Source organism: Streptomyces sp. NPDC001604, from assembly GCF_042893475.1.
Lineage (GTDB): Bacteria > Actinomycetota > Actinomycetes > Streptomycetales > Streptomycetaceae > Streptomyces.
Genome location: NZ_JBIAUY010000001.1, coordinates 594,321 through 608,481 on the forward strand (window position 1 = coordinate 594,321; position 14,161 = coordinate 608,481).

Annotated in this window: 11 protein-coding genes; 1 reads left to right on the forward strand and 10 read right to left on the reverse strand. The window is 71.4% G+C overall.

The genetic code is table 11. The annotated features are described in order from the left end of the window. Window positions 1–192: 192 nt before the first annotated feature. From obgE to ACFY1E_RS02800, 6 genes are all read right to left on the reverse strand, one after another. The gene (gene obgE, locus ACFY1E_RS02775) at window positions 193–1,635 is read right to left on the reverse strand and encodes a GTPase ObgE (RefSeq protein WP_389070575.1); all 1,443 of its coding nucleotides are present in this window, start codon (window positions 1,633–1,635) and stop codon (window positions 193–195) included. A 129-nt stretch (window positions 1,636–1,764) separates the two neighbouring features. Next, window positions 1,765–2,019, reverse strand: coding sequence for a 50S ribosomal protein L27 (gene rpmA, locus ACFY1E_RS02780; RefSeq protein WP_037854440.1), 255 nt, complete (start codon window positions 2,017–2,019; stop codon window positions 1,765–1,767). Window positions 2,020–2,033: 14 nt separating this feature from the next. Then, complete coding sequence (gene rplU, locus ACFY1E_RS02785) at window positions 2,034–2,354, reverse strand: 50S ribosomal protein L21 (protein ID WP_003990208.1); 321 nt, start codon at window positions 2,352–2,354, stop codon at window positions 2,034–2,036. Window positions 2,355–2,606: 252 nt separating this feature from the next. Further along, a complete protein-coding gene (locus tag ACFY1E_RS02790; protein ID WP_389070578.1) occupies window positions 2,607–6,338 on the reverse strand; it encodes a ribonuclease E/G in 3,732 nt (1,243 codons plus the stop codon). Window positions 6,339–6,601: 263 nt separating this feature from the next. Next, window positions 6,602–7,363 (reverse strand): TIGR03936 family radical SAM-associated protein, encoded by a 762-nt coding sequence (locus ACFY1E_RS02795; protein ID WP_389070580.1) that lies wholly within the window; start codon window positions 7,361–7,363, stop codon window positions 6,602–6,604. Window positions 7,364–7,411: 48 nt separating this feature from the next. Next, window positions 7,412–8,491 carry a hypothetical protein gene (locus ACFY1E_RS02800; protein ID WP_389070583.1) on the reverse strand — a complete coding sequence of 360 codons (1,080 nt, stop codon included), beginning with the start codon at window positions 8,489–8,491 and terminating at the stop codon, window positions 7,412–7,414. Window positions 8,492–8,612: 121 nt separating this feature from the next. Here ACFY1E_RS02800 and ACFY1E_RS02805 point away from each other — a divergent pair, with 121 nt between their 5' ends. After that, on the forward strand, window positions 8,613–9,308 hold the full coding sequence (locus tag ACFY1E_RS02805; RefSeq protein ID WP_389070586.1) for a DUF899 domain-containing protein: 696 nt from the start codon (window positions 8,613–8,615) through the stop codon (window positions 9,306–9,308). On the opposite strand, the gene ACFY1E_RS02810 is transcribed toward ACFY1E_RS02805, so the two are convergent. From ACFY1E_RS02810 to ACFY1E_RS02825, 4 genes are all read right to left on the reverse strand, one after another. Next, a complete protein-coding gene (locus ACFY1E_RS02810; protein WP_389070589.1) occupies window positions 9,281–10,054 on the reverse strand; it encodes a glycosyltransferase family 2 protein in 774 nt (257 codons plus the stop codon). The genes ACFY1E_RS02805 and ACFY1E_RS02810 overlap by 28 nt on opposite strands. Window positions 10,055–10,090: 36 nt before the next feature. Next, window positions 10,091–10,447: a carboxymuconolactone decarboxylase gene (locus ACFY1E_RS02815; RefSeq protein ID WP_389070591.1), complete on the reverse strand. Its 357-nt coding sequence runs from the start codon at window positions 10,445–10,447 to the stop codon at window positions 10,091–10,093. A 134-nt stretch (window positions 10,448–10,581) separates the two neighbouring features. Continuing rightward, window positions 10,582–12,528: a TIGR03960 family B12-binding radical SAM protein gene (locus ACFY1E_RS02820; protein WP_389070594.1), complete on the reverse strand. Its 1,947-nt coding sequence runs from the start codon at window positions 12,526–12,528 to the stop codon at window positions 10,582–10,584. Between the two features lie 93 nt (window positions 12,529–12,621). After that, entirely contained in the window at window positions 12,622–14,130 is a 1,509-nt protein-coding gene (locus ACFY1E_RS02825; RefSeq protein ID WP_389070597.1) for a CHAD domain-containing protein, read from the reverse strand. Between the last annotated feature and the right edge of the window lie 31 nt (window positions 14,131–14,161).

Below are 14,161 nucleotides of genomic sequence, written 5' to 3' on the forward strand. Positions count from 1 at the left end.
AGCGGAGTGGGTTGCCCTGGAATACCCGGCAATTTCTCCCGCCGTTAACCCACTCCGGCTCTTCCGGCCCTTCTCAGCGCCGGTCACGGCACCTCAGCCCGTCCGGCGTTTGAGGACGAGGCCCCTTAAGGGCCGACAGCGGGGGCCTGGGGGCGGCAGCCCCCAGTTGACGGAACCGAAGCCGCCGCCCGCCTACTCACTGAACGGTTCGAACCCGCCGTACTCCCGGAGGGCCTCGTCCCGCTCGGCCTCCCGGTCCCGGCGCCGCTGTGCCGCAGGCCTCGGCGCCTCGAACCGGTGGTCCTCACCACGACGGCCCAGCATCTCCGCCCCGGCCATCACCGACGGCTCCCAGTCGAAGACGACGGCGTTCTCCTCGGGGCCGATGGCGACACCGTCGCCCGACCGGGCCCCCGCCTTCATCAACTCCTCTTCCACACCGAGGCGGTTGAGGCGGTCCGCGAGATAGCCGACGGCCTCGTCGTTGTTGAAGTCGGTCTGCCGCACCCAGCGCTCGGGCTTCTCGCCCCGCACCCGGAACAGTCCGTCGTCCTCGCGCGTCACCGTGAAGCCCGCGTCGTCCACGGCCTTGGGCCGGATGACGATCCGCGTCGCCTCCTCCTTCGGCTTCGCGGCGCGCGCCTTCGCCACCAGGTCGGCCAGCGCGAACGACAGCTCCTTCAGGCCGAGATGGGCCACGGCCGACACCTCGAAGACCCGGTACCCGCGCGCCTCCAGATCGGGCCGCACCATCTCGGCGAGGTCCTTGCCGTCCGGTACGTCGATCTTGTTCAGTACGACGATCCGCGGCCGCCGGTCGAGCCCGCCGTACTGCTTGAGCTCCTCCTCGATGACATCGAGGTCGGAGACGGGGTCCCGCTCGGACTCCAGCGTCGCCGTGTCCAGTACGTGCACCAGCACACTGCACCGCTCGACGTGCCGCAGGAACTCCAGCCCCAGACCCTTGCCCTGGCTGGCGCCCGGGATCAGCCCCGGCACGTCCGCGATGGTGTACACGGTCGAACCGGCCGTCACGACACCCAGGTTGGGGACGAGGGTGGTGAACGGGTAGTCGGCGATCTTCGGCTTGGCGGCCGACAGCACGGAGATCAGCGAGGACTTTCCGGCGCTCGGGTAGCCCACCAGCGCCACGTCCGCGACCGTCTTCAGCTCCAGGACGATGTCCTGGACATCGCCGGGGACACCGAGCAGCGCGAACCCGGGGGCCTTGCGGCGCGCCGAGGCGAGCGCCGCGTTGCCGAGCCCACCGCGGCCGCCCTGCGCGGCGACGTACGAGGTGCCGTGTCCGACCAGGTCGGCGAGCACATTGCCGGCCTTGTCGAGGACGACGGTGCCGTCCGGCACGGGCAGCACGAGGTCCTGGCCGTCCTTGCCCGAGCGGTTGCCGCCCTCGCCGGGCTTGCCGTTGGTGGCCTTGCGGTGCGGCGAGTGGTGGTAGTCGAGAAGCGTCGTCACGGACTGGTCGACGGTGAGGATGACGTCACCGCCGCGCCCGCCGTTGCCGCCGTCGGGTCCGCCGAGCGGCTTGAACTTCTCACGGTGGACGGAGGCACAGCCGTGACCTCCGTTACCCGCGGCGACATGCAGTTCGACGCGGTCCACGAAGGTGGTCATGGTTGGTGCCTCCAGTTACGTACGGGTGTTACTCATGTCAACACGCGAAAGGCGGACCCGCCTTCCCACACGGGAAGTGAGGTCCGCCTCGCGAAGCGTTCGGGCTTCAGCCCCGAGTCAGGAAGCGACTCAGGCGACCGGAACGATGTTCACGACCTTGCGGCCACGGTGGGTACCGAACTCCACCGCACCCGGCTGCAGCGCGAACAGCGTGTCGTCGCCGCCACGGCCGACGCCCGCGCCGGGGTGGAAGTGGGTGCCGCGCTGGCGGACGATGATCTCACCCGCGTTGACGACCTGACCGCCGAAGCGCTTCACGCCGAGCCGCTGGGCGTTCGAGTCGCGACCGTTCCGGGTGGACGATGCGCCCTTCTTGTGTGCCATCTCTCCTCAGTCCCTTACTTCGCAGCCGTGGGGATCTCAGTGACCTTGATCGCCGTGTACTGCTGGCGGTGGCCCTGACGACGGCGGTAGCCGGTCTTGTTCTTGTAGCGCAGAATGTCGATCTTCTGGCCCTTGTGGTGGTCCACGACCTCGGCCTGGACCTTGATGCCGGCCAGCACCCACGGGTCGCTGGTCACAGCGTCGCCGTCGACAACGAGCAGGGTCGAGAGCTCGACCGTGTCGCCAACCTTGGCGGTGGAAATCTTGTCAACCTCAACGATGTCGCCGACAGCAACCTTGTGCTGGCGACCACCGCTGCGCACGATGGCGTACACGCGGATCTCACTCTCTCGCTCGGGAACGGCACCCCCGCAGTCCAGCCACCCGGCACGGGCAGCCTCTCCGGAGCACCCAGTGCCCTGGAGGAATGAGGTTTACGGGGATGTGGCGCGCCCATATCCAAGGACACGCCGACGGTCAAGGTTACGGGGCCGTGGCCGGAGGGGTCAAACCGGGCCGGGCCCCACACGCGTGCGGCCGGTCACAGGGACCGGCCGCACAGCGCACTGCTCAGCTCTCGTCGCTGCTCAGCTCTCGTCGGCGGCGGCCGAGACCGAGGTCTTCTTCGCCGCCGTCTTGGCCGCGGCCGTCTTGGCGGTCTTCGCCGCCTTCTTGGCCGTGACCTTCTTCGCCGCCGTCTTCTTGGCAGCCGCCGTCTTCTTGGTGGCGGCCTTCTTCGCGGTGGCCTTCTTGGCCGTCTTGCGGGCGGCCGTCTTCTTGGCCGGGGCCGCCTCCTCGGCGCTCTCCTCCGCGGCTGCCGGCTCCTCCGCAGCCGACGGGACGACCACGACGGCCGTCTCCTCGGACGCGGTCGGCGCGGCCTCCTTGCGCACCGCACGGCGCCGCGGGCGGGCCGGAGCGGCGCTCTCGGCGGGTGCCTCGGGCTCCGCGACGGCCTCCGCCGGTGCGGGCTCCGCGGCCGGCGCGGTCTCGGCGACCGTCACCACGGTGGCCTCGGCCCCCGCGGGCGACCCGGCCGGCGCGGACACCTTGCGGATCGCACGACGGCGCGTACGCCCCTTGGGCGCTGCCTCGTCCGCGGCCGGGACCTCGGCCGGAACCACGGCGTCCTCCACGGCGGCGGGCTCGGCCAGCGCCTCGGCGGCGGGCTCCGGCTGCACCGGACGCTCCACCTCTGCCTCGACCGTCACGTCCTGAGCGGTCGGCGCCTCGGCCTCCTCGTACCGCGGTGTCTCACGCCGGGGCGCACCCGCCGGAGCGGACGCCCGACGGCTCGCGCGGCGCCGTGAACGGCCACGGCCGACCGCGGCCTCCGCCTCGGCGACGCTGCTGTACAGCTCCTCGTCCGGCGCGAAGGCCGGCTCGGACAGCGCGACCGGTGCCGCGACCTCGGCAGCGACCTCGTCCTCGGTCTCCTCGACGGCCTCCGGGGCCTCGACGGCCGCCACGGCCTCGTGCTCGTGCACCTGCCCGTCGCCGCGCCCGCGCTTCTTGCGCTTGCCGCCGCCACCGGGGGAGGTCGGCTGCTCCATGTGCACGATGACACCGCGGCCGTTGCAGTGGACGCAGGTCTCGGAGAAGGACTCCAGCAGGCCCTGGCCGACGCGCTTGCGGGTCATCTGGACCAGGCCCAGCGAGGTGACCTCGGCGACCTGGTGCTTCGTACGGTCCCGGCCCAGGCACTCCAGCAGGCGCCGCAGCACCAGGTCCCGGTTGGACTCCAGCACCATGTCGATGAAGTCGATGACGATGATGCCGCCGAGGTCGCGCAGCCGCAGCTGGCGCACGATCTCCTCGGCCGCCTCCAGGTTGTTCCTGGTGACCGTCTCCTCGAGGTTGCCGCCCTGACCGGTGAACTTGCCGGTGTTGACGTCGACGACGACCATCGCCTCGGTCCGGTCGATCACCAGCGAACCGCCGCTGGGCAGCCAGACCTTGCGGTCCAGGGCCTTGGCGAGCTGCTCGTCGATCCGGTACGTGGCGAAGACGTCGACCTCACTGGTCCACTTCGACAGCCGGTCGGCGAGGTCGGGGGCGACGTGCGAGACGTAGCCGTGGATGGTCTCCCAGGCGTCGTCACCGCTGACGACGACCTTGGTGAAGTCCTCGTTGAAGATGTCGCGGACGACGCGGACGGTCATGTCCGGCTCGCCGTACAGCAGCGTGGGGGCGTTGCCGTTCTTCGACTTCTTCTGGATGTCCTCCCACTGCGCCTGGAGCCGCTCGACATCCCTGCGCAGTTCGTCCTCCGAAGCGCCCTCGGCGGCCGTACGGACGATGACGCCCGCGTCCTCGGGGACGATCTTCTTGAGGATGGTCTTCAGCCGGGCCCGCTCGGTGTCGGGCAGCTTGCGGCTGATGCCGGTCATCGAGCCCTCGGGGACGTACACGAGGTAGCGGCCCGGGAGGGAGACCTGGCTGGTCAGACGGGCGCCCTTGTGTCCGATGGGGTCCTTGGTGACCTGCACGAGCACGGACTGGCCGGACTTCAGGGCGGACTCGATGCGGCGCGGCCCGTTGGCCATGCCGAGCGCCTCGAAGTTGACCTCGCCGGCGTACAGGACGGCGTTGCGGCCCTTGCCGATGTCGATGAAGGCGGCCTCCATCGAGGGCAGCACGTTCTGGACCTTGCCCAGGTAGACGTTGCCGACGTACGAGGTGGCCTGCTCCTTGTTGACGTAGTGCTCGACGAGCACGCCGTCCTCGAGCACGCCGATCTGCGTGCGCTCGCCGTGCTGGCGCACGACCATCACGCGCTCGACGGCCTCGCGGCGGGCCAGGAACTCGGCCTCGGTGATGATCGGGACCCGGCGGCGGCCCTGCTCACGGCCTTCGCGGCGGCGCTGCTTCTTGGCCTCCAGACGCGTGGAGCCCTTGATGGACTGCACCTCGTCGGACGGCTCCGCCTTCGGGCGGGGCTCGCGGACCTTGACGACGGTGCGCTCGGGGTCGCCCTCGCCGGGCTCGGTGTCCACGGAGGTGTCACCGGCACGACGGCGACGGCGACGGCGGCGACGGCTGCTGGAGCTGGAGCCGCCGCTCTCGCCGGCCTCGTCCTCCTCGTCGTCCTCGACCTGCTCGGCGGTGTCCTCGGCATCCTGCGCGGCCTGTACGGCGGCGAGCTCGTCGGACTCCTCCGACTCGTCCTCACCCGCGGACTCGGCGGACTCGCCACGCCGGCGGCGACGGCCGCCGCGGCGACGGCGACGGCGCGAACCGGTGTCCTCGGACTCGTCGCCCTCGGCGCCGTCCTCGGCGGACTCCTCGGCCTCCTCCGCCTCGTCCTCCACGGCGGTCTCGACGGCCTGCGGCTCGGCCTCCTCGCCGAAGGCGGCACCGCGGCGACGGCGGCGGCGCCGCGCCCCGGCCTGCTCCTCGGGGAGCTCCTCCGGCTCGGCGGTCTCGGCCTCGGCGGCCGCTTCGGCGGCGGCCCGCTGCGGCGTCTGGAACTGCGGCTCGGTGAACACAGGCGCCTGGAACACGGCGACGGCGGGACGGGCCGGCCGTCGCGGACCCTCGTCCTCGACGCTCTCGGCGGCACCGGCGGTCTGCGCGGGCTCGGCGAACCCGGTGGCGGCCTTGCGGGCGGTACGGCGGCGGGTACGCCGCGGCGCACCGTCCTCCTCGGCCGGCTCGGCGGCGGCCGGAGCGGCGACGGGCTCTTCGGCAGCGGGTGCCTCTTCGGCGCCGGAGGTCTCCTCGACGGGCGTGGACACGCGGCGCGTACGGCGCGGGGCAGCGTCCTCGGCCGGCTCGACGGCCTCGGCGGCGGGCGCCTCGGCGTCCTCGGCAGGGGTCGCCTCGACGCTCACGGGGGCCTCGCCGGGCGCCGACACACGGCGCGTGGCACGGCGACGGGTCCGGCGCGGAGCCGCGTCCTCGTCGGACTCGGCGGCCGCTTCGGCAGGAACCCCGGCAGCGGCCGGCTCCTCGACCGGAGCGGCAGCGGGCACCACGGTCTCGGCGGCCTCGGCGGCAGCGGGCGCCCCGGCAGGAGCGGACACCCGGCGGGTCGCACGACGACGCGTACGCGCGGCGGGCGCAGGCTCCTCGACGACCGAAGGCGCCTCGGCGGCCTCTTCGGTCTCCTCGACCTCGGCGACCTCTACGGTCTCGTCGGGCTTCTTCTCGCCGTCGGCCGGTATGGCCGGCGCGACGATCTCCTCCGGGGTTTCGGAGGCGGCCCCGGCGGGGGGACCCGCCGGGCGCGAGGCGGCACGGCGCCGACGGCGCGGCGGCAAGGTGTCGCTGGGGGTGTTCAGTTCGGAACCCTCGGTGGGTTCGGTCGGTTCGAGCATGCGGGCATTTCTCCCGTCAGGCTCCCGGGCGCCGCGCCTGGTCCGGCGTTGATCGCCGGTGACGTCCGCGGCTCGCGCGATGCGCGGTGCCGCCGTCCGGGGCGCGGGCGCCGCACGGGAGCTCTCTGTGTCCTGTCTCGCCGGTTCCGTACACCTATTGCATACGGCCTGGCGAAAGTCTTCTGTGTCGGTGCGCTGCCCGACCCAGGTGGCTCCCGAGTACGAGGGCGGCGCTTCGACGTCCGTCCTTCGCGGGACCTTCCTTACGCCGACGCCTTCGCGGCGGCAGCGGAATCGGCCATGGGGGCCGTCGCTGCCTCGCGGTCGGGCGCGAGCGGGTCGGTCACCGTGCCGGTCTCTTCATCGAACAGCCCCTGCGCCAGCCTGGTCACCGCTGCGGGGACCGGCGGCGCCAGGTCGGCCACGGCGCGGAGACCGGACAGGACGTCGTCGGGTCGTACGGCAGGCGTCACGTGCCGAACAACCAGCCGCAGTATCGCACAGGGCTGGTCGGTCGGCCTATCAGCCGGATCACTATGCGTTTCAAGATGTACGACCGCGGGGCGTGCGTCGAAGGTCCGGACGCCGTTCTTGGTCATGCGCTGGACCTCGACGGCCTCGGCGGTGTTGAAGGCCTGGGCGGCCCGCTCCGCCTCGGCCGGGTCCACGCCGTCCAGCCGCAGCTCCCACACGGAAGCCGTGAGCCGGTCGGCGAGGCCGGAGGTCCGGGCCTCGACCGCGTCGACGACGTCGAGCCCGGCGGGCAGCGACTCGTCGAGCAGCAGCCTCAGCTTCTCCGGGTCCCGCGCCTCGGTGAGGGCGATCTCCAGATACTCCGCCTCACTGCCCGTGCCGGTGGGTGCGGCATTGGCGTACGACACCTTCGGATGCGGCGTGAACCCCGCCGAGTACGCCATGGGCACCTCGGCGCGGCGCAGCGCACGCTCGAAGGCGCGCTGGAAGTCACGGTGGCTGGTGAACCGGAGGCGGCCGCGCTTGGTGTAGCGCAGTCGGATGCGCTGCACCGCGGGTGCGGGCGGCGGGCCTTCGGGCTGTCGCTTGCCCAGTGTCGTTCAGTCCTTCGTGAGAGCGGTCGTACTGCTACCAAGAGTACGTGTCTCGCGGGCCGTAGGTTCCCGCCGGGTCACCGCCTCCCTCCGCTCGGGCTCTCCGAAGAGCATCCGCCGGAAGTCGGCGCGCGCCTGCCGTGCGGACTCACGGGCGGAGGCGAGCGCCAGCCGGGCGGCCCGCCCCACACCACGCGCCGCCTCGGCGACGGGCCGCAGCACGGCATCCCGTACGACATGTCCGACCGGAGTGAGCACGGTCCGGTAGACCCAGCGCACGGGCTCCACGAAGATCCACCGGAAGAGGGTTGCAAGAGCCCGCCCCACGGCGAGCGAGATCCGCCCGGCCACCCGCCAGGCATGCCCGATCGCCTGTCCCACCTCGCGCCCGACGACGGCCAGGAACCGCCCCACGGGCACCAGCACCCACCGCCACAGGGCGAGCGCGGGCAGTACGAACAGCACCCGGCCCACCCAGTACAGCGCGACCCCGACTCCGGTGGCGACCACGCCCACGAGCCACGCGACCGCCCGGCCGACCGGCGCGAGCACGCGCGCGTACGCCCACACCGCGGGGACCACGACGAGATACCGCACCAGCCACGCGACACCGGCGAACACACCGGTACCGAGCAGGGCGAGCACCGCCCCGACTCCCCTGAGCACCCACATCACGCCATGCCCGACAGGCGTCAGCACGCGCGCGTACAGCCACATCAGCGCCTGCCCGAGCGGGGTCAGCACACAGCGGTGGAACCACTTCATCGGCACCACGAGGAGCACGTTCCCGAGCCACCCCAGCGCCCTGCCGAGCGGCACGAGGACATACCGCCACAGCCCCACGACGGGCCACACGAACACCGCCCGCGCCACCCACAGCAGCGCCCGCCCCACCGGCCGGAACACGGTGTCGTCCAGGAACCGCCCGGTGACGACGAGCGCGTCCCACACCATCCGCACCGGCACGACCAGCACGAGCACGACGATCCGCACGGGAAGCCGGACCGCCACGACCAGGCACCCTTCGGGCGACTGCCGCGCGGGCTGCTGTTCGGGGAGTCCGGTGGGCGGCTTCTGCAGATCCATACCCCCACAGACGCCGAGGCGGCCCGTCCGGATCCCGCCTCCGAACACCGATGAGTTCCGCGGCCCCGCGCGGTCTACCCCGCACCAGCGAAAGTCACGCGCGAGCTCTGTGAGGGGAACCATGACCCACCAAGCCCTGCCACCCGTCGTCGACGCCGCAACGTGGGAGCGCAGGCTCGCCACACTGCGGGCCCGGGAGAAGGCCGCGACACGGGAACTCGACGCCATCGCCGCCGAGCGTCGCCGGCTGCCGATGGTCGAGATGCCCGACTACACCCTGGAGGGCGAGAACGGCCCCGTCCGGCTGGCGGACGTCTTCGACGGCCGGAGGCAACTGATCGTCTACAACCACATGTGGTCACCCGGCCAGGAATGGCAGTGCCCGGGCTGCACGGGCTTCACCTCGCAGTACACGCGCCTTGAATTCCTGGACAACTACGACGCGCGGTTCGTCATCGTCACCCAGGGCCCGATCGAGGAGGCACTCGCCTACAAGCGGCGCGTCGGCAACCGTATGACCTGGTACTCGACCGCCAACAGCCCCTTCGGGTCCGACGTCGGCGCACCGCCCGGCGGCGGGTTCGCGGTCAACGTCTTCCTGCGCGACGGCGACACCGTCTACCGCACCTGGCACACCAACGGCCGCGGCACCGAGCAGATCAGTCACAGCTTCGCGCTGATCGACCTCCTCCCCTACGGCCGCCAGGAGGAATGGCAGGACTCACCCGAGGGCTGGCCCCAGTCCCCCACCTACAGCCGGTGGGCGACGTCCAAGGACATCGCCGCGCTCTACGGCCCGGGCTCCGGCACCGGCTGAACCGTGCGGCCGGCCCACGCCCGGATCGCCTCCGCATGCTCACGGATCAGGGACATACGGGCCGCCCACTCCGCTCCGCTGCGATGGTCGGGGTGGGCGGTGATCTGGCCGCCGTGCTTGCGGTAGGCGAGTCCGGTCTCGCCGATGAACCATCCGTCCGCCAGGGCGTCCAGACCGAGCAGCAGCCCGGTGTCGCCCGAGGCGGGCAGGGCCATCCAGCCGCCCAGCAGCGCCAGCAGGGAGCGCCTGACGCACAGGGTGGCGGGGTGCACCTGCGGCCGGTGGTGCTCGCTCCAGAAGCCGAACGCGCTTCCGCGGGGGAGCCGGCCCGGTCGCGGGTCGCTCGATTCGAACGAGACGGTGCTGCCGTCCTCGAGGAGATCGACGACCCGTGACGTGGTCCAGCCGACCGAGGCGTCCTCCTCCAGCACGGCGAGGTCCCGGGCGAGAGTGCCGGCGGTGAGCTGGTCGTCGGCGTCCAGCGTCTTCACATACGCACCGGTCGAGCGCGCGAACGCCATGGTCCGCGCCACATGAGGCCCACCGGCGCGGGACGCCGAGATCCGGATCCGCGGATCGTCGGCCGGCAGGTACGCCTGTGCCCGGACGTCGCTGCCGTCCTCCTGCACGCACCACTCCCAGGACCATCCGTCAGGAAGTTCCTGGTGCAGCAGTGAGGCGTAGGCGTCAGGGAGGAAACGGACGGCGCCGCTGTGTACAGGGGTGACGAGGGAGACGACGTTCACGAAGTGTCACCCTACGGACTGGGCCGTCAGCGGTTGTCAGGAGGTGCTACGGCTCTGCGCCTCGGCCTGGGCGATGGCCTCCGCTTCGGCGTCGGCCAGCGCGAGCGCGACGCCGAACGCCTGGGTGATGTGGCCTGCGGCCGACATGACGCGCGCCGTCCCCACCACGGGCGCGATGGCGACGAGGAGGTCCTGCAACTGTTCGACCGTGAACTCGGCCTTGACCGCGGGGTCGATGTGCGCGAGGTAGGAGATCGCCGGTGCGTCCATGGCCACGAGTGCGGCGATGCGGGTGAGGATGATCGACCGCGGGTCCATGTGGCAGCGCTCGACGGAGTCGAGGGTCATGGCGGCAATCGTGTCGAGTACGGGGGTGTCGGACTCAGTGGGCATGACAAGCCACCTTCCGGTGCCGAGGAGAGCCGAACCGCCACCCGGCAAGCGCGGGGTCCCCCTGCAGATCCGGCGGGCCGACTCAAACGTAGGCACCCCGAGTCGGGGGCGCGCGCCGAGCCGGCCCGGGCCGGTTACTTGTTCACCACCGTCAGCGGCAGCAGCTTCTTGCCCGTCGGGCCGATCTGGATGTGCGTGTCCATCTGCGGGCACACCCCGCAGTCGAAGCACGGCGTCCACCGGCAGTCCTCGACCTCCGTCTCGTCGAGGGCGTCCTGCCAGTCCTCCCAGAGCCAGTCCTTGTCGAGGCCCGAGTCCAGGTGGTCCCAGGGGAGGACCTCCTCGTACGTCTTCTCACGCGTCGTGTACCAGTCGACGTCCACGCCGAAGGCCGGCAGCACCTTCTCGGCGCAGCTCATCCAGCGGTCGTAGGAGAAGTGCTCGCGCCAGCCGTCGAAGCGGCCGCCGTCCTCGTAGACGGCGCGGATGACGGGGCCGATACGGCGGTCGCCGCGGGAGAGCAGGCCCTCCACGATGCCGGGCTTGCCGTCGTGGTAGCGGAAGCCGATCGAGCGGCCGTACTTCTTGTCGCCGCGGATCTTGTCCCGGAGCTTTTCGAGGCGGGCGTCCGTCTCCTCCGCCGAGAGCTGCGGGGCCCACTGGAAGGGGGTGTGGGGCTTGGGGACGAAACCGCCGATGGAGACCGTGCAGCGGATGTCGTTGGAGCCGGAGACCTCGCGGCCCTTGGCGATCACCTTGGTCGCCATGTCGGCGATCTGCAGGACGTCCTCGTCCGTCTCCGTCGGCAGGCCGCACATGAAGTACAGCTTCACCTGGCGCCAGCCGTTGCCGTAGGCGGTGGCGACCGTCCTGATCAGGTCCTCTTCCGAGACCATCTTGTTGATGACCTTGCGCATGCGCTCAGAGCCGCCCTCGGGGGCGAAGGTGAGGCCGGAGCGGCGGCCGTTGCGCGTCAGCTCGTTCGCCAGGTCGACGTTGAAGGCGTCCACGCGGGTCGACGGGAGCGACAGACCGATCTTGTCCTCCTCGTAGCGGTCCGCGAGGCCCTTGGCGATGTCGCCGATCTCGCTGTGGTCCGCGGAGGACAGGGAGAGCAGACCGACCTCCTCGAAGCCCGTCGCCTTCAGGCCCTTCTCCACCATCTCGCCGATGCCCGTGATGGAGCGCTCGCGGACCGGGCGGGTGATCATGCCGGCCTGGCAGAAGCGGCAGCCGCGCGTGCAGCCGCGGAAGATCTCCACCGACATCCGCTCGTGGACCGTCTCGGCGAGCGGGACCAGGGGCTGCTTGGGGTAGGGCCACTCGTCGAGGTCCATGACCGTGTGCTTCGACACGCGCCACGGGACGCCCGACTTGTTCGGCACGACACGGGCGATACGGCCGTCGGGGAGGTACTCCACGTCGTAGAAGGCGGGGATGTAGACCGAGCCCGTCTTCGCGAGACGGAACAGGACCTCCTCGCGGCCGCCGGGGCGGCCCTCCGCCTTCCAGTCGCGGATGATCTTGGTCATGTCCAGCACGGCCTGCTCGCCGTCGCCGATGATCGCCGCGTCGATGAAGTCCGCGATCGGCTCGGGATTGAAGGCCGCGTGACCGCCGGCCAGGACGATCGGGTCGTCGAGCGTCCGGTCCTTGGACTCCAGGGGGATCCCGGCGAGGTCGAGGGCCGCCAGCATGTTGGTGTAGCCCAGCTCCGTGGAGAAGCTCAGCCCGAACACGTCGAAGGCCTTCACCGGCCGGTGGCTGTCCACCGTGAACTGCGGGACGGCGTGCTCCCGCATCAGCGCCTCCAGGTCCGGCCACACGCTGTAGGTGCGCTCGGCGAGGACGCCCTCCTGCTCGTTCAGGACCTCGTAGAGGATCATGACGCCCTGGTTGGGCAGCCCAACCTCGTAGGCGTCCGGGTACATGAGCGCCCAGCGGACGTCACAGGACTCCCACGGCTTGACCGTGGAGTTGAGCTCTCCGCCGACGTACTGGATCGGCTTCTGCACATGCGGGAGCAGAGCTTCGAGCTGCGGGAACACAGACTCGGCGGCCGCAGCGACTTCGGCAGACATCTCGCGAACCTTCGTGGGATGGGCTGATGGGACGACCTGAACTGACAGGGGTGACCATCTAGCCTAACGCGGCCGTGCACCCGCCCCGACCGCTCACACCTGCATCCCGTCCTTGACCTCCTGCCACAACCCCGGCAACTGCACCTCCACGGCCGTGGCACGCGCCTCCTCGCGCCCGTAGAGCACTCCGTACGTGAAGGAGCTCTCCCCCGCCGCATGGGCCACGGCGGACAGCTCGCGCAGGGTCTGGCGGGTCATGAAGCTGTCCTGATGGTCGCCGAGCAGGTTCTGCAGGGACTTCATCGACCGGGAGAGCTCGGTTGCCGGGATGCCGAGGGCCGGTGCGGCCGCCTCGGCCGCGTACCGCGTCCGCTTGGCCTCCTTGCGGGCCTCGTGCAGGGCGAGGTCGCGGTCGTGGCCGGGTTCCAGGGCGATGGCCTGCTCGACCAGGTCGGACAGCTTTCCGAAGTCCTTCCGTACCGCCTTGGCGATCACCTTCTCCGGCTTCCCGGCGGCCGCCTCCAGCAGTGGCGGCTCCGCGAGCAACGCATCCAGGCTGTCGAGCAGTTTCAGGTAGCGCTGGGAGTCCAGGACGCCGGTCAGGCGGCGGCGTGACCCGCCGCGGCGGGCGTTCATCCAGGTGCGCAAACGGGTGCGGACGGGGCCGGAGAGCAGAGTCCTGGGCAGTTCGTCCAGGGCCGCCGTGAGGCGCTCGGTGAGCACCTCGCGGTCCCGGTCGACGCCGAGCTCGCCGGCCAGCCACTTCAGCTCCCCGCCGATGGGGTCGGTGACGCTGCGGTCGAGGACCTTGCCGTACGAGCGGAAGGCGCTGCGCATCCGGCGGGTCGCGACGCGCATGCGGTGCACGGAGTCGTACACGTCCTGCCGTACGGCGGGGTCGAGTTCGACGATGGCGTCGCGCTGCTCACGGACGAAGGCGAGGACGTGGTCGCCGGCCGTCACCGGCGGTGTCGCCTGCTGCTGCTTCTTCCTGCGCTTCTTCTTCGGAGCGGTCTCCGCGAGGGCCCGGGCCAGCTTGGAGGCCGACGCGGAGGGTCGTACGCCCGCCTTGCGCAGCCGCTTGTCGACCTTGTCGAGGAGGGCGGGGTCGCCGCCGTCGGCGAGCTCCACCTCCAGCTCCGTCCACTGCGCCGACCCGCCGTCGCCGGTGAGCCGTTCGGCGCGTACGGCGTCCACGCTGACCTCGGCGAGCACCCGGCCCGCGGCGTCGACCAGGTCGCGGAGGTCACGGTCGGAGCGCAGCCGGACCACGGGCCGCAGCTCGGCGTCACGGACCCGGGAGCGGACCAGGCCGGCGAGGCTGCGCGGGACGGAGTCGGAGAGCGGGGCCTGGATCTCGTCGCGGACGCCGGGGGCGACCGGGAACTTCAGGTGCCAGCCCGCGTCGGAGCCGCCGGTGCGCCGGCGCAGGGTGATCGCGGACGCGGCGAGGCGTTCGTCGGAGGTGTCGTAGTAGGTGGCGTCCAGGTGCGCGACGCCCTTGTCGACGACCGCGTCGACACCGGCGACGCCGGTCAGGTCGGGCAGGCCACTGTCGTCGGACTCGTACTTCCGCTCGATCTCCCGCTTTGTGTCCGCCATGAACCGAATCTAGTGGCTGCGGAACTGCTAC

What these genes read in the sequence shown, in the direction of transcription:
- obgE (WP_389070575.1), bottom strand. Translation starts at nt 1,635, where the DNA reads ATGACCACCTTCGTGGACCGCGTCGAACTGCATGTCGCCGCGGGTAAC.
- rpmA (WP_037854440.1), bottom strand. Translation starts at nt 2,019, where the DNA reads ATGGCACACAAGAAGGGCGCATCGTCCACCCGGAACGGTCGCGACTCG.
- ACFY1E_RS02790 (WP_389070578.1), bottom strand. Translation starts at nt 6,338, where the DNA reads ATGCTCGAACCGACCGAACCCACCGAGGGTTCCGAACTGAACACCCCC.
- ACFY1E_RS02800 (WP_389070583.1), bottom strand. Translation starts at nt 8,491, where the DNA reads ATGGATCTGCAGAAGCCGCCCACCGGACTCCCCGAACAGCAGCCCGCG.
- ACFY1E_RS02805 (WP_389070586.1), top strand. Translation starts at nt 8,613, where the DNA reads ATGACCCACCAAGCCCTGCCACCCGTCGTCGACGCCGCAACGTGGGAG.
- ACFY1E_RS02815 (WP_389070591.1), bottom strand. Translation starts at nt 10,447, where the DNA reads ATGCCCACTGAGTCCGACACCCCCGTACTCGACACGATTGCCGCCATG.
- ACFY1E_RS02820 (WP_389070594.1), bottom strand. Translation starts at nt 12,528, where the DNA reads ATGTCTGCCGAAGTCGCTGCGGCCGCCGAGTCTGTGTTCCCGCAGCTC.
- ACFY1E_RS02825 (WP_389070597.1), bottom strand. Translation starts at nt 14,130, where the DNA reads ATGGCGGACACAAAGCGGGAGATCGAGCGGAAGTACGAGTCCGACGAC.